This window comes from Photorhabdus kleinii, from assembly GCF_025384885.1.
Classification (GTDB): Bacteria; Pseudomonadota; Gammaproteobacteria; order Enterobacterales; family Enterobacteriaceae; genus Photorhabdus; species Photorhabdus kayaii.
Genome location: NZ_JAJAFY010000033.1, coordinates 1 through 16,579 on the forward strand (window position 1 = coordinate 1; position 16,579 = coordinate 16,579).

At 40.9% G+C, this 16,579-nt stretch carries 14 protein-coding genes, 2 tRNA genes and 2 pseudogenes; 7 read left to right on the plus strand and 11 right to left on the minus strand.

The window, feature by feature from the left end; all coding sequences use genetic code 11:
• Positions 1 to 6: 6 nt before the first annotated feature.
• The 4 genes and pseudogenes from LG003_RS23520 to LG003_RS15320 all read left to right on the plus strand — a co-directional run bounded on the left by LG003_RS23520 (position 7) and on the right by LG003_RS15320 (position 3,305).
• The gene (locus LG003_RS23520) at positions 7 to 102 is read left to right on the plus strand and encodes a hypothetical protein (protein WP_390894144.1); all 96 of its coding nucleotides are present in this window, start codon (positions 7 to 9) and stop codon (positions 100 to 102) included.
• Between the two features lie 448 nt (positions 103 to 550).
• Positions 551 to 961: pseudogene (locus tag LG003_RS15310) on the plus strand (fucose-binding lectin II); the annotation flags it as partial.
• 92 nt (positions 962 to 1,053) lie between these two features.
• A complete protein-coding gene (gene ppxB, locus LG003_RS15315; protein WP_262981107.1) occupies positions 1,054 to 2,076 on the plus strand; it encodes a photopexin PpxB in 1,023 nt (340 codons plus the stop codon).
• Between the two features lie 542 nt (positions 2,077 to 2,618).
• The gene (locus tag LG003_RS15320; protein ID WP_262981108.1) at positions 2,619 to 3,305 is read left to right on the plus strand and encodes a hypothetical protein; all 687 of its coding nucleotides are present in this window, start codon (positions 2,619 to 2,621) and stop codon (positions 3,303 to 3,305) included.
• Positions 3,306 to 3,655: 350 nt separating this feature from the next.
• On the opposite strand, the pseudogene LG003_RS15325 reads toward LG003_RS15320, so the two are convergent.
• From LG003_RS15325 to LG003_RS15345, 5 genes and pseudogenes are all read right to left on the minus strand, one after another.
• Positions 3,656 to 4,573: pseudogene (locus tag LG003_RS15325) on the minus strand (patatin-like phospholipase family protein); the annotation flags it as partial.
• 180 nt (positions 4,574 to 4,753) lie between these two features.
• Positions 4,754 to 5,131, minus strand: coding sequence for a BON domain-containing protein (locus tag LG003_RS15330; protein ID WP_112878844.1), 378 nt, complete (start codon positions 5,129 to 5,131; stop codon positions 4,754 to 4,756).
• Between the two features lie 376 nt (positions 5,132 to 5,507).
• Complete coding sequence (prfC, locus tag LG003_RS15335; RefSeq protein WP_112878843.1) at positions 5,508 to 7,097, minus strand: peptide chain release factor 3; 1,590 nt, start codon at positions 7,095 to 7,097, stop codon at positions 5,508 to 5,510.
• Between the two features lie 157 nt (positions 7,098 to 7,254).
• Entirely contained in the window at positions 7,255 to 7,701 is a 447-nt protein-coding gene (gene rimI / locus LG003_RS15340) for a ribosomal protein S18-alanine N-acetyltransferase (RefSeq protein WP_262981109.1), read from the minus strand.
• On the minus strand, positions 7,670 to 8,083 hold the full coding sequence (locus tag LG003_RS15345) for a DNA polymerase III subunit psi (protein ID WP_112896686.1): 414 nt from the start codon (positions 8,081 to 8,083) through the stop codon (positions 7,670 to 7,672). Before LG003_RS15345 ends, rimI begins: the two co-directional genes overlap by 32 nt.
• 129 nt (positions 8,084 to 8,212) lie before the next feature.
• On the opposite strand from LG003_RS15345, the gene rsmC reads away from it, so the two are divergent.
• The 3 genes from rsmC to LG003_RS15360 all read left to right on the plus strand — a co-directional run bounded on the left by rsmC (position 8,213) and on the right by LG003_RS15360 (position 9,791).
• Positions 8,213 to 9,229 (plus strand): 16S rRNA (guanine(1207)-N(2))-methyltransferase RsmC, encoded by a 1,017-nt coding sequence (gene rsmC / locus LG003_RS15350; RefSeq protein WP_262981110.1) that lies wholly within the window; start codon positions 8,213 to 8,215, stop codon positions 9,227 to 9,229.
• Positions 9,230 to 9,548: 319 nt separating this feature from the next.
• Positions 9,549 to 9,635 (plus strand) — tRNA-Leu (locus LG003_RS15355).
• A 69-nt stretch (positions 9,636 to 9,704) separates the two neighbouring features.
• Positions 9,705 to 9,791: transfer RNA gene (locus tag LG003_RS15360), tRNA-Leu, on the plus strand.
• A gap of 52 nt (positions 9,792 to 9,843) precedes the next feature.
• On the opposite strand, the gene LG003_RS15365 is transcribed toward LG003_RS15360, so the two are convergent.
• From LG003_RS15365 to LG003_RS15395, 6 genes are all read right to left on the minus strand, one after another.
• Positions 9,844 to 10,110, minus strand: a complete 267-nt coding sequence (locus tag LG003_RS15365) for a DUF1435 family protein (RefSeq protein ID WP_112878839.1) — start codon at positions 10,108 to 10,110, stop codon at positions 9,844 to 9,846.
• Positions 10,111 to 10,264: 154 nt separating this feature from the next.
• Complete coding sequence (phoA, locus tag LG003_RS15370; RefSeq protein WP_112878838.1) at positions 10,265 to 11,707, minus strand: alkaline phosphatase; 1,443 nt, start codon at positions 11,705 to 11,707, stop codon at positions 10,265 to 10,267.
• A gap of 104 nt (positions 11,708 to 11,811) precedes the next feature.
• Entirely contained in the window at positions 11,812 to 13,380 is a 1,569-nt protein-coding gene (locus LG003_RS15375) for an alpha/beta hydrolase-fold protein (protein WP_240000836.1), read from the minus strand.
• A 355-nt stretch (positions 13,381 to 13,735) separates the two neighbouring features.
• Positions 13,736 to 14,404 (minus strand): 4-hydroxyphenylacetate 3-hydroxylase C-terminal domain-containing protein, encoded by a 669-nt coding sequence (locus LG003_RS23260; protein WP_275658146.1) that lies wholly within the window; start codon positions 14,402 to 14,404, stop codon positions 13,736 to 13,738.
• A gap of 90 nt (positions 14,405 to 14,494) precedes the next feature.
• Entirely contained in the window at positions 14,495 to 15,118 is a 624-nt protein-coding gene (locus LG003_RS15390) for a glutathione S-transferase family protein (protein WP_112878837.1), read from the minus strand.
• A gap of 315 nt (positions 15,119 to 15,433) precedes the next feature.
• The gene (locus tag LG003_RS15395; RefSeq protein WP_112878836.1) at positions 15,434 to 16,357 is read right to left on the minus strand and encodes a LysR substrate-binding domain-containing protein; all 924 of its coding nucleotides are present in this window, start codon (positions 16,355 to 16,357) and stop codon (positions 15,434 to 15,436) included.
• Between the last annotated feature and the right edge of the window lie 222 nt (positions 16,358 to 16,579).

Genomic DNA, 16,579 nt, shown 5'->3' on the forward strand with positions numbered 1-16,579 from the left:
TCTATTATAAAAGCTCAATGGAGTAGTGTACGTGGTAGCACAGTACATATCGATTCATACGCGTCTATCTCTGCGGTTATTCAGTGCAATCACTTGGTTTAATTAATTTCAATGATTAGATGCTGCGTCATACACAGTGTGTAGAATTAACTTAGAGTTAAGCCGCTACCGACATTTTATATTCATAAATGAAAAAATCAGTGGTGGCTTAGCCTCAGAAATATAATTTTTATCAATTCATAAAACAGTGATCAATTTTATTTTATATGATAGAATTTCAATTTTGTATATGTTTAAATGTGTCAATATATAATATAAATTTATATTAAAAATGACTATCTTTCCAGTAACCTATTAATTTATCCATATACTGGTTATTAAAATTTAGATTTTTCGAAATCCCCATTCAACGTATTAAATAAATTTTCAAAATAGTAGATCTCACTTGGAGGGAATTCAGTCCAATTTTTTCGATCTAATCAATTGCAAGAAATATAATTAAAATCAATACATTATTAAATATAAAATTATCAATCATCACCTTATATCGTCAGTTGATCCAAATGTATTAGGTAGTGATATCAATATAAAATGCCGTGGAGCATGTGGGATTAATAACACCGGTAAACACTGTTTCCAATTACCCCAAAGTATTCGATTTGGCCTGACCGCCTATGTAAATAGTGATGTTCATCAACAAACAATCAATGTCTATATCGACGACCGATTGGTCGATACCTTAACCGGTAAGGGAATAAGTCACATAACAGATGTTAAGACCTACACATCAGGTACAGGCAAAGTCTGCATCGAGATTATAGGAGAGGGTAAACCCTGCAAACTCCGTTATGCCTATAACACGCTCGAAACAAAACCAGGATCAGCCATTATCGGCGCTAACAATGGTTCCAATGACAATTATGATGATAGTGTGGTAGTGTTGAATTGGCCATTATCATGAGAAAAAATATATCGCTGTGATATCTGAAAATAGAAAATCGAGTAAACACATTAAAATGACATTCAAATTAACCATTATTAAGGATGTAAAAAATGAATTCAAAGACCTATCTATTTCTTAACTCAGAAAACATTAGATATAACGACTCAGACGATAAAGCAGACACTGACTATCCCCAATCTATCAGCAACGATTGGCCTGGTCTCCCTATCGAGTTTCAAAAAGATATTGACGATGTGATTAATTTAAATGGCTCATTATATTTTTTTAAAGGCTCTCAATACCTTAAATTCGATATAGCCAAAGCCTTGGTGATTGATGGGCCAAAACCCATCATTGACGAATGGCCGGGATTGAAAGGCACTGGATTTGAAAATGGTATAGATGCAGCCACAGAATGGGTGGATACAAAACAAGATGTTGTCTGTTTCTTTAAAGGCAAAGATTGCATCGATTACACCGTCAGTTCACACACAATCAATAAAAAAACTATTTCAGACCGATGGGGCACTACCGGGAAATATGCAGGATTTAGTGAAGACCTCGATGCTGTTATTTTATGGAAGAATACCGCCGGTTCTATTATTTACTTTTTCAAAGATAGTTATTACATCCAATACAATACAAAATCTCAGGTTATCGATAGTGGACCCTCCTTTATTCAAGCTTACTGGAACGGAGTCACCTTCAAAAAAATTCAAGCCGCCGTATCGGTTGATATCGATTCGTTAGGTAGTGAGTATAGAAGCTGTGGCGGAATATGTGGCAGTAATAACAAAGGTAAACACTGTTTCCAGTTACCTCACAATATAAAGCTTAGCCTGTCAGCCTATGGTAATACGGCTCATCAGCAGACAATAAAAGTGTATATTGACGATCAATTAGTCGATACATTAATCAACCAAAGTGTCAGTAGTGTGTTGGGCTTTAAAAGTTACTCATCAAGCACAGGAAAAGTCTGCATTGAAATTATAGGCGACGGCAAACCCTGCAAACTCCGTTACGCCTATAACACCCTTGACGAAAAGCCGGGAACAGCCATTATCGGCGCCAGCAATGGGGGCAATAATAATTACGATGACAGCATAGTCGTGTTAATTTGGTCACAAGCGTGAATCAAAAGCCAAAATATACCACTCTGGCAACACCTGTAGAGATAACATCTATCAGTAAATTAAAGCGGTAATATGCCGCTTTTTTCTGTATGCCACGGCAGATATATCGTAAAGGCGATACAGGCCTTATTGATATGGCACAAAGCTAAAAACAGATAAAACACGATTTCAATCTGCAAGTAACATAATAAACAGGCCAAACCAGACCATTATCAAAATAATCCCTATCCGATAAAAATTAATTTTTTGATCTTTTCTTTTCCTATCTCCCATTGCTATGAATATTCAACAGTGCAGGAATTCAACCCTATTTTAGGTCCACAAGGGATCAGATAAAAGGCGAGATAACCTGTTCATGACAATAACCTAACCCTGAAATAACGCCAGAAGTTATGCACTAATAGCATATAGCATAATCGGAGGGAAAGTCATTTCAGGGTAAATACCCGTTGTTTGAAAGGCAATATACCCTATGGATTTCAAGATGCATCGCGACGGCAAGGGAGTGAATCCCCGGGAGCATAGATAACTATGTGACCGGGGTGAGCGAGTGCAGCCAACAAAGAGGCAACTTGAAAGATGACGGGTATAACATATTTTCCGAGGAAATGATGGATAATGTACTTAAATATGGCGATACCGTGACAATATTAAACAGCTACAAGAACTGGAGCGGTGGGTATCTCAGTGTATTTGGCAACGGTAATAAACCCGGAACAAAATATGGCGTGGTCACTGTAGATGCTTCTTTAGCTATTTATGGCGGCGCCTGGAGAATTGAATCAGCAACAGGAAAATCTGTCGGAAGTGAAATAATCAATAATGATATTATTTTACTTCACAACCTGTATTACTGTGATGGCGGTTATTTACGATATTATGATGTGGTGGATCAAAATGAACAATTAACCGAAATACATCAAGTCTATACCTCAGATATCCGCAAAAGAGCGACATTAGAATGGGCTATTTATTGTGAAACCACATCACCAAATGAAAATATCAGAGAAGGCGATAGTATCTCCCTCTATAATCGATGGGGAAATAAAGGTTTTCTTGATACCCATAATCATGCCGGCGATACAGGCTCGTTATATCAAGTCTTCATGTCCAATAATACTGCCCGTAAAAGCCATACCGGTTTGTGGAAAATGGCAAAGGTGAATGATCCTTGCCCTCCCCCTGATGTGTTGACCAATATCATGCCATTGTGGCGTAAGATGCGGTAATAACAATTCACTTTATCGCTCAAGACAAATGCTCGCCCAATGCGGCATAAGTATCTACATAATTTTCATCAAAAATAGTATCGATATTCAGTATGCCTTCAACTTTTCTATCGCCGGGCTCGATGCCCGGCTGAGGGATGAAGAATACGATTCTATCGCGCTGCAACAGGCGGGAATACCGCGTTCGATAACTTCTTTAATCCGAAGTTGCGGGCGAAATGTCCAACGTTGTTACCCCATCGAGGCCAGCGTAAGACTTGTCATGCACGAGCTACTGCCTTTGAAGTGGGAAGCCTCTCCCGATAGGATGAGGAGCAGTCACCAAGATTAAACTTATTACCAACAAATAAGTGACCCACTGTCGCCAGGAAATAGCGACCACAACGACGCCCAAGGTGATAATCCCGACTAAGTGCTGGCAAACGGCTGCCTAATGCACTGGCAGTTAATGGTGCAGGCGGATAAATTTCAAAAATCTGCACATCATCAGGGGGATTTTCAATAAATTTCTGAGTGCGGTGGTAGCTTTTCGCATGTTGTTGTAGCATCCGTACCATCTTTTGCAGACCGCTATCTCCCAACCAACGTTCCATTCGTTGCATCCAATCAGGCGTGTAATAGAGCTGTGAAGGGACCGTACGAATCACCACGATGGTATCTGCACCACGCCGATACGCCTCCTCTACTGGAATAGCATCACTGATACCACCATCATAATAAACAACATCATTGATAGTCACACCATTGCGATAAAACCCAGGAATGGCGCTTGATGCCTTAATCACTTCCAGCCAGTTATTCTCATCAGGCTGGAAATAGGTAGGTTCAAAATTATCTGAACGACATGCGCACATATAAAACTCACATCCAGCCTCAAATTTGCGTAAAGCTGTCGGGATATCCAATGGCAGTTCCTGCGAAGCGGTCTGCACAAACCAATCTAAATCAACTAAATGACCGCCACGTACAAAACGCAAAGGGTTAAAGAAGGCTGGATTAGTTGTATATCGACTGATAGCTCGCCGGGCATATCCACGCTGTCCACAGATATAAGCTGAAAGGTTCTGAGCACCTGCCGAAGTGCCAAGCAGTAGATCAAATGGGTTGAATTCAACACGCATAAATTCATCCAGCACACCCGCAGTAAAAATGCCGCGTTGCCCCCCACCTTCACAAACAAGTGCAACCTTTCCAGATTTAATAGACGACTTATATTTATAGGATAATAGATCAATATTTCCCAACGTTATCGGTATACGTTTCCCCACACAGCCCCCAAGAAAATAAATGACGGATAGAGAGCATAACTTGGAAAGTTATTATCCGTCATTATATTATGGTGCTACGTAGTCAATATTTTGATAAAAGTACCCCTGGTGAGGGCGCATATCCGGTTAGTACAACGTAAAATTATCTGAATGGAAAAAAACCACTCATAACAAAATATATTATTTTTTTATGGTCAGACCGTTTTGGATCGACTTGACCCCTTTCACTTTAGAGATAATCTCTATAATTTCTCTGGATTGTTCCTCGCTTTTCACAAAACCAGAAATATAAACGACTCTCCTCTCTGTTTTTACCGAGATATCACTACTGTTGATCCCTTTTGCTGCCAACAACTCACTTTTAATCTTCGCTGTGGTAGCACTATCACCCATATAACCATCGATGTTTTTCATTGAATCATCGATTTTCTGACCAGCACTGTCGAGTGCTTGTGTCGCTTTATTTTTAAAAGACTCCTCCGCCAGTACACTATTGCTAACTACAGCAGTACCCAAGGCAACAGCCACCAACAAGTGAGCCAATTTAACATTCTTCATCCTATACCTTCCTTAATTGCCGGTTAGATTTCTGAATCTATAAAGCCATTCAAACCGTTTTTACACAAGGTGCTTTTACACAAGGCATTTTTACACAAGTGTTTTTACACAATGTACTGTACCTAAGTAGAATCGTAATCTAAGCAGAATCACAATCTACATTAGAATTAAAAACAGGTTATCACTCCCAATAGCTGAGAGGCTAAATCGGGAAATAAGCACATCAATACAGCAAAGACCAAGGAAATAGTAACAGGAAAATAAAGCAAAGCGCTATAAAATAAGATGGATCTTACCCGACTAAATTATAAATTATTCTTGTGTTACATATATTTTTGTAAAGAAAAAGGCTAACTTGTTGTTAGCCTTAAAAATATTAATGTTCCCGTGTTTTACGGAATTTGATGTCAGGATAACGTTCACTGGTCAAATTTAGGTTAACCATCGTTGGGGCAATATAGGTCAGATTATCACCACCATCGAGCGCTAGATTTTGCTCACTCTTACGCTTAAACTCTTCCAGCTTCTTAGCATCATGACACTCAACCCAACGCGCTGTTGAGACGTTCACCGGCTCATATAAAGCTTCAACGTTGTATTCACTTTTTAAACGGGCAACAACCACATCAAACTGGAGAATACCAACGGCTCCCACAATCAAATCGTTATTTGCCAGTGGACGAAATACCTGTACAGCACCTTCCTCAGATAATTGAACCAACCCTTTCAGGAGCTGTTTCTGTTTCAGAGGATCACGCAAGCGAATACGACGGAATAATTCCGGAGCAAAGTTAGGAATACCGGTAAATTTCAGATCTTCCCCCTGAGTAAAGGTATCACCAATCTGAATTGTCCCGTGGTTATGCAAACCGATAATATCTCCCGGATAGGCATGATCCACATGAGAGCGATCACCCGCCATAAATGTCAGCGCATCAGCAATCACCACATCTTTCTTAATTCTTACCTGATGCAGCTTCATGCCTTTTTCATATTTACCTGACACAACACGCAAGAAAGCCACACGGTCACGGTGTTTAGGGTCCATATTGGCCTGAATCTTAAAGATAAACCCGGTAAATTTATCTTCCTGAGCGGAGACTTCGCGAACATCTGTCTGACGCGGCATCGGCGCAGGCGCCCATTTAACCAAACCATCCAACATGTGATTAACGCCGAAGTTACCCAGTGCAGTACCGAAAAATACAGGTGTTAGTTCACCTTGCAGAAATGCCTGATGATCAAACTCATGAGAAGCCCCCTGCACCAGTTCCAGCTCCTGACGCAACTGTTCAACCAGATCTTCACCAATCGCGGCATCCAATTCAGGATTATTCAGCCCCTTAATTGCGCGGACTTCCTGAATAGTGTGCCCCTTTCCGGTCTGATACAGGTAAGTTTCATCAAGATAGAGGTGATAAACCCCTTTAAAAGACTTACCACACCCAATCGGCCAGGTGATCGGGCAACAAGCGATATTCAACTCATTTTCCACTTCATCCATCAGTTCCATCGGATCACGGATATCGCGGTCAAGCTTGTTCATGAATGTTAGAATCGGGGTATCGCGCAGACGGGTCACTTCCATCAATTTACGTGTCCGCTCCTCAACCCCTTTAGCGGCATCAATGACCATCAAGCAACAGTCAACCGCCGTCAATGTACGATAAGTATCTTCGGAGAAATCTTCATGCCCTGGTGTATCCAACAGATTAACCAGGCAATCTTGATAAGGAAACTGCATCACAGAAGTGGTAATGGAAATACCACGCTGTTTCTCCATTTCCATCCAGTCAGATTTCGCGTGCTGGTTTGAACCACGACCTTTCACCGTACCGGCTTTCTGAATCGCCTGCCCAAACAGCAATACTTTTTCAGTAATCGTCGTTTTCCCTGCATCAGGGTGAGAAATAATAGCAAAAGTTCGCCGTTTAGCGACTTCCTGCTGAAAAGGGGAATTTGACATCAATAACAATCTTCTGCTTTATATACGGGCTTGTACTCAACATCAGACGCGTCCCCGCAAGGAGAACCGTTGCCAAACCCGTAGGTGAATGAAAAATTGGCGCTCATTTTCGCTGAAATTGGTGTTATAAACAATCAATCAATTTTATAGCACTTATTTAGCAAAACAGTGGCAACGCCATGATGATGGCATCTTCTTTACCTGTCGCAGTAGGATAGTAATGCCGACGAACAGAGACTTGGTTAAACCCTGATTGTTCATACAACCTAATAGCAGAATGATTCGATTGTCTGACTTCAAGCCATAAGGTATGCACGCCTTTACCCGGCAAAATTGATATTAAATACGCTAATAATGCCTTACCATAACCTTTACCTTGGTAGTCAGGATGAATAGCAATATTAAATAGGGTTGCTTCATCTAATATCAATTGGGTTATTGCAAAACCAATAAATTGTTCATTAATCACTATCTTATAATTCAAATACCGCTCCCCCTGATTACCGAAAAATGTTTTTTCACTCCACGGGAACGCATGACTGGCTTTCTCAACCAGAAAAGCGGACGGGAGATCAGCGGGAGTTAATAGAGAAATGTTGTTCATGTTGAAAAATCTGTTGCCAGAGAGCACGTTTTGCCTGTCCATCACAATATAAATCATTTAATGCCGGGCTTCTCAAAGAAATTCCCGGCCATGATAGTGTAATATCCACACCTAACAACCAATATGGGCACTTAACCTGTTCCGGTAACATCGCAACATTATTTGTTGTAATGCAGTAAACAGAGGATTTATCCAACCCCATAGCGGTGAAAATATCCATTAATAATGAATTAGTTAAATCAATGTGGTCATTGGTAATAATCAGCAGACGGGTGGTATCAGGTAAGTGAACAGCTAATTCACCTTGCAAAACCGCTGGGTTACGTAAGGTCCATTGGGTAATCCCCAATTGAGCTAATAACCTGTCGCGCCGGGTTACCATATCTATTTACCTGCTGTAAAAAATAATCGGTAACATGTTATCAGAGGCCACGATCTGCGCCAATATTGGGTTGAGATTTATCACTATCTGATACTTGAGCACAGAACCATTGAAGGAGCTTATAGACAAATGTCTGCGTTAACCCCCGCCAGTGAAGTTATTTTACGTCACCGTGAGCAATTTAGCTCTCATCACCTGCTCTTCGCCGGCGATATTCAGGATACACTGGCAACCCAAATTGATGCGGCCAGTGTGCGAGTGCACACTAACCAATATCATCACTGGCAATCACTGATCCGCACTCTGGGTGATCATGCTTGGTTTGGCTTAGTAGCCGAGAAAGCATTTACCCAAGGCTGTGACACCTTGATCTACTACTGGCCTAAAAGTAAGCAGGAAGCTCGCTTTCAATTACGCAGCCTGTTCTCTGTTTTGCCAAAAGGCATCAATATTTTCATTGTCGGTGAAAACCGTAGCGGAGTACGTAGTGTAGACAAACTGATGGACGGCATGGCAACGTTTCGAAAAATCGATAGCGCCCGTCGTTGCAGCCTGTTCTACGGCCAGTTAGAACATGAAGTGCAGTTCGAACAAGATAACTGGTGGAACAGTTATCAGGTGGAAAACGTCATAGTGAATACGTTACCGGGGGTATTTAGCCAGGATGAACTAGATGTTGGTAGCCGTTTATTGCTTTCTACCTTTGACAAACCTCTCTCCGGCAATTTACTGGATATCGCATGCGGTGCGGGTGTTCTGGCAGCGGTACTGGGTAAGAAAAACCCTGAGTTAGCACTGACTCTCAGTGATGTTAATGCAGCAGCGATTGCCTCCAGTAAAGCAACCTTAAAAGCCAATAAACTGGAAGGTCATGTTGTTGTCAGTAACGTTTATTCCAATCTTGAAGATAAATTTGACTGGATTATCTCTAATCCTCCTTTCCATGAAGGATTAAAAACCAGTTTACTGGCAACCGATGATCTGATCCGCCAAGCGCCCAAGCACCTCAAACCTGGCGGAAAATTGCGGATTGTTGCCAATGCATTCCTACCTTATCCCGATTTACTGGATAAAACTTTTGGTACTCATGAAGTCATTGCTCAGACGGGGAAATTCAAGGTTTATCAGGCAACAAAAAAATTCTAATTGACTCAGCCTGTCCTTGATTCAAGGGCAGGCCATTTTTGATAACAAAATAATAGGATAACAAAATAATAGAATGATGATGATTTTTACGTCAATCATGCAACGCTCTACCCTATGGATTTCAAGATGCATCGCAACGGCAAGGGAAGTGAATCCCCGGGAGCATAGGTAACTATGTGACCGGGGTGAGCGAGTGCAGCCAACAAAGAGGCAACTTGAAAAATAACGGGTATATAATAAATAATGATTGACGTCTTCTACAAAATCTCTAGAATTCGCCTCCGTGCTATCAATCAACAGATTGATAGCGTCTGAATTTGCGAGGGTGGCGGAATTGGTAGACGCGCTAGCTTCAGGTGTTAGTGTTCTTACGGACGTGGGGGTTCAAGTCCCCCCCTTCGCACCAAATCAGACAGCCGCTGATTGAATTCGGCCAATATTAAATTAGGCAATAAAAAGTAAAATGACAGTACCTGCGAGGGTGGCGGAATTGGTAGACGCGCTAGCTTCAGGTGTTAGTGTCCTTACGGACGTGAGGGTTCAAGTCCCTCCTTTCGCACCAATCTGTCTATTCTCCTTATCGAACTTCTCTCCATTTATTCTGCTATAAAACGTCAAAAACAGCCAAACCGATGTAGCCCAGCCAATAAGGCACATAACACAGCAAACCCAGATGGTATTAATAGAAAATGGCGTGACTTCTGGTTTAGCAGCATAAATAGCGTCAGCAACATCGCGAATACTACCCCAATTCTGAATTGCTCAATTCCAGGATTGACGAGGACGAATAGCATGCCTGCTAAGCTAGATAAACCTATTCCCCACAAACTGGTGATACCCTGCCAGAAAAGCGATCTCTCTCTGTCTTTAATCCTGATCATAAGTTGCACCCAGTCAAATGATAATGATTACCAATATCATATACAAAAAAGTGTGAAGTACAAGTCAGTTGCAATTGCTAAGGCAAATTAAGGCCAGAGAATATCCGGCCTTAATTCTTTATTCCTCAACTATTCAAAACACCACCTGACTGAATTATTTTAACCTCATCGCATCACGTATCGTGAAGAATAGATCTGTCTGGTCAGTCAGACCTACAACATTGGCTGCCTGAGGGCCATAAGCAGCCACTCGTAGCTGAGTACCTGTATGCTCCTGTTCTTTGCCCTCAGAAGTACCATAGTTAACCGCCATCACCCCACCATCTTTCGTGATTAATGCCTGAGTCAGCCCCGGAGATTTTATATGAGCTTCAATAATCTGGCTGGAGTGAGCATGATCAGCGGTGACGATGACTAATGTATCACCGTGTTTACGTGCATATTTCAAGCCAACTTGCACCGCCTCATCTAATACAACGGTTTCTCCAATCTGCCCACAAGGATTAGCTTTGTGATCCTGCTTATCAATTGAAGCGCTCTCCACTTGTAAGAAGAAACCATTTTTATTCTCTTTTAACAGATCAATGGCTTTCTCCGTCATCTGTGCCAACGTCGGCGCATCAGGATTCCGTTTCGAATTGACTTTACAAGTCACCGGAGGATTATCAATATTACCGTGATAAACTGCTTTAGGTCCTTCCCAAGCAATGTCCATATTGTCTTCATGGAACAGGCCCAATAGCGGTTTTTTCTGATTCGCTCTAGTAACGGATGCCAGTGATTTAGCATCCCTGACCAACTGATAACCCTGTTCCTGTGCCTGCTGTTCCAGAGTTTTATCCTTACCAGCTCCGGCAACCGATTTCTGGGAGAAAATTTTGGCGCCTCCACCTAATGTGATATCAGCACGAGCCACCAATAATTGCTCGGTGATCGAACCACGCCCGCCATTTTCTAGCGCATCCGTTGGACATCCTTTTACCGTCTCTTGCGGGCCATAACACTTACGGTCAGTGATATGCGCATACTGTGCCGCTGGCGTGGCATCCTGCACTCTAGCCGTCGTTACGTTGCCTGTCGCTTTACCATTCGCTTTTGCCAGCTCAAGCAGAGTTTGGTGATCTTTACCAAATACATCAACACCCAACGCGCCATTATAGGTTTTTACACCAGAAGCCCAAGCGGTGGCAGAAGCCGCTGAGTCAGTCGCATAGTTGGGTTTACGACTCTTTTTATCCAGAGAATAGTGAGTGTATTGACCAGTAAATGGCAAAGCATCAATTCCTTTGAAAAACCCACCCGCGCCTTCCGCATAGTTACGAGCAATAGTAATCTCAGAATCCCCCATACCATCACCAATAAACAAAATAACGTTCTTAGCTTTATGGTTATTTATCGCTGCTTTTAATGCCTCAGTCTGGTTTTGAGTCATACGGCGAGCCCCACCAAATTCCGTAATATTACCTTTCACCGCCCGACCTTCCGCCATAATTTGATTAGCATTTTGATCATCAGTCGCCAATACCGGTAAGCTGACACCTGAAATTAAGGCTGAGACCATGACTACAACCAAACTTTTCGTATACTTGTTCGACATTAAGGTTTCCTTATTAAAACGCAATCGGAATAAAAATCATCGTTATCTGATAAAGGGATACTAAATAAACTATGTGACAATTATGTGAAGAAAATAGAATTAACTCACCATTTCGCCACCAATGATCGGGTTCCATGGTACAAGGTTTCACACCACGAAATATAATTGTGGCCACTAGAAACCTCACTGGATTCAACTGGATAACCTTTCTGTAATAATGTCTCTTTCATGCGGCGATTATTATATAAAATGCCCTCCAATTCCCCCACATGGGTTTCGAACAATCCCGCCTGTAAGTAAAAACGCAAGGGTTTTTTCTCTGCTTTGGCAAATTCACGGATTAACCATTCAGGCTTTTCTCCCTGAGGAGCCCACCAATATGAACCAGACATACTGAGAACATTGCCAAACAACTCAGGATGATTAAATGCCACCCATGCAGATGCTAATCCACCATAACTGGAACCTGAAATAATGGTGCGTTCTGCCGGCGCTTTAATACCCTGAGCCGCCAGCCACGGCATCAACTCACTCGCCATGAATTCAGCAAAATTAGGATTAGGTGGTAATTCCTGACCTCGACGTACACTATCCAAGCTATCAATAAACACCACATACATAGGCGGGATCTTGCCCTGTTCAATCAGGGAATCGAAAAATCTATCAATATAATACTGTTTGCGGTAAATCCGCCCATCAAATAGCACCAACATAGCAGGCTGTTTCATCGGAGTAACCGGTTGATAAATCGCAATTTCCCGACTATTACCTAAAATCCTGCTCTCAAGCTGATGAAGTTTAGTCGCTCCCTGAAAAGGTAATTGCTTGAATTGTGCGATATCACACAGAGTCGGCCTTAATGCCAGCAATGAATCATGATTAAACACATCTTCGGATACAACCGGTACTACATTTTTATTCAATGGATCGGCCTGTGCAGTAATCAAAATCGACCTACGCTGTTCGTCAGCCGAGCCTTCAATCCGCGGCAAATCCGGGGCCAATTTATATTGCATCAAGGTGTCTGACGGAACGATATAGCTACGAAACCAAACATCAGTACCTGCTAAATGTGACATCGGATCATGATCGCCACTCGGTGCACCCAGAATAAAGACATTCGCTTTTGCGCCGCGCCACAGGAAAGTGACGCGCTTATTTTTATCATCATAATCTTCAATCAACGGCGCACCCTTGCGAGTTATTTCCCGCCAGAAGGCATCGGGGCCTTTTCCTTGTGCAATTTCAGTTTGAAGTTGTTTCAGACGCAGGCTTTCTGGCTGCTGCCTATAATCATTATCCTTGGGAGTATAAGATGGAAATGACAATGTAAGCTGCCACGGTTCTCCTGCGTTGCCCCTAGCTGCCAACCGGTATTTTCCCGCCAGAGGAACAGTAAAGCCAATTGACTGACGAGCATCCACCGGGTTATCAGTGAAAAGCGTACGAATATGTTGTTGATTACCCTTCTGCGCGACTAACTTCCGCATACCCAATGCCGATCCACGTACATAATGTTCAGGCTGAATATTAAACTCAATACACGCTCCCCCTTGAGAATTAAAATTCCCGGTTATTATTTGCTGATCTTCCTGAAAGTTTATTTTGTGGCACTGAGAGGCAAAGACATTAAAGGAAGCCATAAGAGCACATATCATTATGTTTACTTTCATTTTATTCTCTTTTTTGACTGTTGATTGTTGGTATTCGATTTTTTGACGCGGCAAATCATGCACTAAATTTTTATTTAAGCATAAGAACAATTACTATTATTAATAGAATAATTTGTGTATTAACTTTCAAAAACAAGATATAAATATGTCAAAATATTTCAGCAAAATAACTCTCTAACAAGATGAAATAATTTATAGATGGACACATAAAAAATTTAATATTTCAATATGCTATCAATCAAGTCACCTCATCTTTTAAACGATTAAATAACAAAAAACGGGATATAATCTATCCCGCTTCTTCACATTCGATAAAAATAAAACTGATTAACTGAATTCGAATTAAATACAGAATTCAACTCACATCAATAGAGTCTAAAATCCCTCTGCTCATACTTTTAGCAAAATCCCAATCATATTTTTCATAAACACGAGACAAAGCAATAAAAGGCGCACCTGAATAAAACATTTCATATTGAGTATGACGTGATGCAAACTCAGAACCAATAGCATCCCACACTAATTTCAGTAATTTTACTCGTTCAATGGGTGCCAACAAAGTTGAATATTGCGTTTTTTCTATCAAGTCACGAATTTCTGGATTTGCTAAGTCAATATAGCTTGACGGTAACATAATCACACCACCCCCTGAGAGTTTTCTGATGTTTTCTATCACCTTTGGATAAGTTGATTGTAATAAGACCTGGCAAGCATATAGTTGTAATCGATTGGGAATATAGTACTCATCACGAACAATTATTCCTTGCGGTTTTTCTTCCAATACACCAAGAGTATAAAATACGTTTTTTACATGCTCACTGGGTGTTTTGGATCGATCACCTTGCGGATTGATTAATGTGAAAGCCAAATAAATATCGTTATCGCGGACATATGAATAGTAATTTTTTAACGCCTCAGCCCTGTCCTTGGAATATTCCTCAAATACTTCCAGATGAGTCATCATTCCAGTAATACCAGAAGAAACATGGTCAGAGCTTCTACCTAACATTTTTATTTTCCGCATAGTCAATATAGATTGAATAACAAAGATCCAATAAAAGATTTCAGTAAATTTGCCTGAGTATCTGTGATCTCTCTCTTAACCATCAACTCATTAAGGACCGGTCGCCGGCTCCGGTATTATAATCCCACGTTGCACGGCGGGCCTTAAGGCAATACGTTCATGCCATGCACTTAGATATTCATGGTGACTAAAATCAAAATCAATAATTCTGGCAATATGGGTCCAGCCAAAATTGGCAATATCAGCAATGGAATATTCATCTCCGGCCAAAAAGGGACGATCACTAAGCCGTTTATTCAGCGTAGAGAAAGCCTCTTCCGTTAAGCGACGATAGCGCTGTATAGCCGTATGATTTTTTTCAGTCGCGAATATTTCAAAATGAACCCGTTGTCCCAATATCGGCCCGACGCTGGAAGAATGAAACGTTAACCACATAATCGCCTCCCAACGGCTTTTAAATTCTTCCGGCAATAATTGGTTAGTTTTAGAAGCCAGATAAAGCAGAATCGCCGACGATTCAAAAAGCGTTACATCCGTACTTTCATCAACAAGTACAGGTATACGCCCGTGGGGATTTAACTGTAAAAACTCAGACTGTCTATTTTCACCCTGATCAATTCGCACATGCTTTAATACATATGGCAATCCCAATTCTTCCAAAGCAATTGTAATCTTATATCCATTTGGAGAACTATCAGTGTACAAGTAGATCATCTCGCTATATCTCCCCTCAAGACAAATGCTTAATAATTTAATTGCTAAAATATCACTCGCATTTAAAATATTGCCCTGTTATAGAGAATCAAAATTTAATTTCTCTCTATACTGATAAATAAATGAAAATATCATCAATTTTCAGAAATTTAAAATAAATATCACGGTGTCCCTTTCTACACGCATAAATAAATTTTATTGATTTATTGCGTTGTCGGTAAAGGAAGTGAACATCAAAGTACGCAAGAAAGCCATTGATCTTCTTGCGGTCAATTAATAGTAGAAAACCACAGTGACATATCACAACAATTCAAATTAGTTACAAGCCAATGAACATGGTTCCACGCAGTCATCAGACAGAGCAGACTGCTCGACAAGCCAATCAATAATATTAACAATTTCAGGTCGAAACAGGGTTTCTGGTAATGTCACCGCATAATAAGCAAATCGGGAAGGCCATTTCTTTTCTAGTGCTATTTTAAGCCGGCCGGAATGCAATTCCTCTTCAACGCAAAATTCGGGCACCAATGCTAAACCCTGACCGGTTAAAGCGGCGCGAGCCAGTAAAAAATCATCTTCGAAACTGGAGCCCTGTCTTGCTTTCGTCTCTTCGTTAATTCCGTGCACTTTTAACCACAAATGCCAATCAGATCGATCTGAATCCTGTAATAAAGGATAACTCAGACAATCTTCAACATTTTTTATCGGCGGCCCCGATTCTAAAAGTTCCGGCGTACCCACTGGAATTAATACCGGCGCAATTAATCTGGTAGAGATTAAACCTGGGTAATTACCAAGCCCATGCCGCACAGCAATATCAGTAGAACTTCTTTTCAGATCGACCAATTCATTAGAAGCTTCTATATTTACTTCAATATTAGGATATTTCTTATTGAAATCTCTTAATCTGGGAATAAGCCAGGATGCAGCGAATGACGAAGTCGTATTTATAGAAACTTTATGTTCGAACTGCATGGCCTTAAGAGACTTAATCGATTTATCGATATTGTCAAACGAAAGTAATAATGTCTCATAAACTCGACCGGCTTTAGCGGTAAGCTTTATCCCTTTAGCCGTTCTTAAAAACAGCGCAAAACCAATTCTATCTTCCAAAATACGAATCTGTTGGCTGACCGCCCCAGGTGATACACCCATTGCAGCCGCCGCAGCTTTAACGCTTCCCCGCCGACCAACTTCAGTAAAAGCCCTCAGAGCTAACAGAGGCAAAATAGAGCTCATATTTATTCTCCAGTGTGCACTGTATATCCTCTATATGACAAAGATACTACCATGCTAACTACAGATATCAATATATAAAACTGAACTTCAATCCCTTTGTGAAAAAATAGTAAATGTAAACAGAATAAGACACGCAAATTTAGAAAAACTACGGTAACCGTTTAAATAATATAGCTTTAATTCACTTACTTTTAATGCTAGTTTCTTGATAATTATTCATAA

Bases quoted from the DNA above. Each gene is read 5' to 3' on its own strand.
- LG003_RS15345 (WP_112896686.1), bottom strand. From the start codon at position 8,083: ATGGTAACCCGGCGCGACAGGTTATTAGCTCAATTGGGGATTACCCAA.
- LG003_RS15375 (WP_240000836.1), bottom strand. From the start codon at position 13,380: ATGAAAGTAAACATAATGATATGTGCTCTTATGGCTTCCTTTAATGTC.
- rimI (WP_262981109.1), bottom strand. From the start codon at position 7,701: ATGAACAACATTTCTCTATTAACTCCCGCTGATCTCCCGTCCGCTTTT.
- rsmC (WP_262981110.1), top strand. From the start codon at position 8,213: ATGTCTGCGTTAACCCCCGCCAGTGAAGTTATTTTACGTCACCGTGAG.
- LG003_RS23260 (WP_275658146.1), bottom strand. From the start codon at position 14,404: ATGCGGAAAATAAAAATGTTAGGTAGAAGCTCTGACCATGTTTCTTCT.
- LG003_RS15330 (WP_112878844.1), bottom strand. From the start codon at position 5,131: ATGAAGAATGTTAAATTGGCTCACTTGTTGGTGGCTGTTGCCTTGGGT.
- LG003_RS15365 (WP_112878839.1), bottom strand. From the start codon at position 10,110: ATGATCAGGATTAAAGACAGAGAGAGATCGCTTTTCTGGCAGGGTATC.
- LG003_RS15390 (WP_112878837.1), bottom strand. From the start codon at position 15,118: ATGATCTACTTGTACACTGATAGTTCTCCAAATGGATATAAGATTACA.
- phoA (WP_112878838.1), bottom strand. From the start codon at position 11,707: ATGTCGAACAAGTATACGAAAAGTTTGGTTGTAGTCATGGTCTCAGCC.
- ppxB (WP_262981107.1), top strand. From the start codon at position 1,054: ATGAATTCAAAGACCTATCTATTTCTTAACTCAGAAAACATTAGATAT.
- LG003_RS15395 (WP_112878836.1), bottom strand. From the start codon at position 16,357: ATGAGCTCTATTTTGCCTCTGTTAGCTCTGAGGGCTTTTACTGAAGTT.
- prfC (WP_112878843.1), bottom strand. From the start codon at position 7,097: ATGTCAAATTCCCCTTTTCAGCAGGAAGTCGCTAAACGGCGAACTTTT.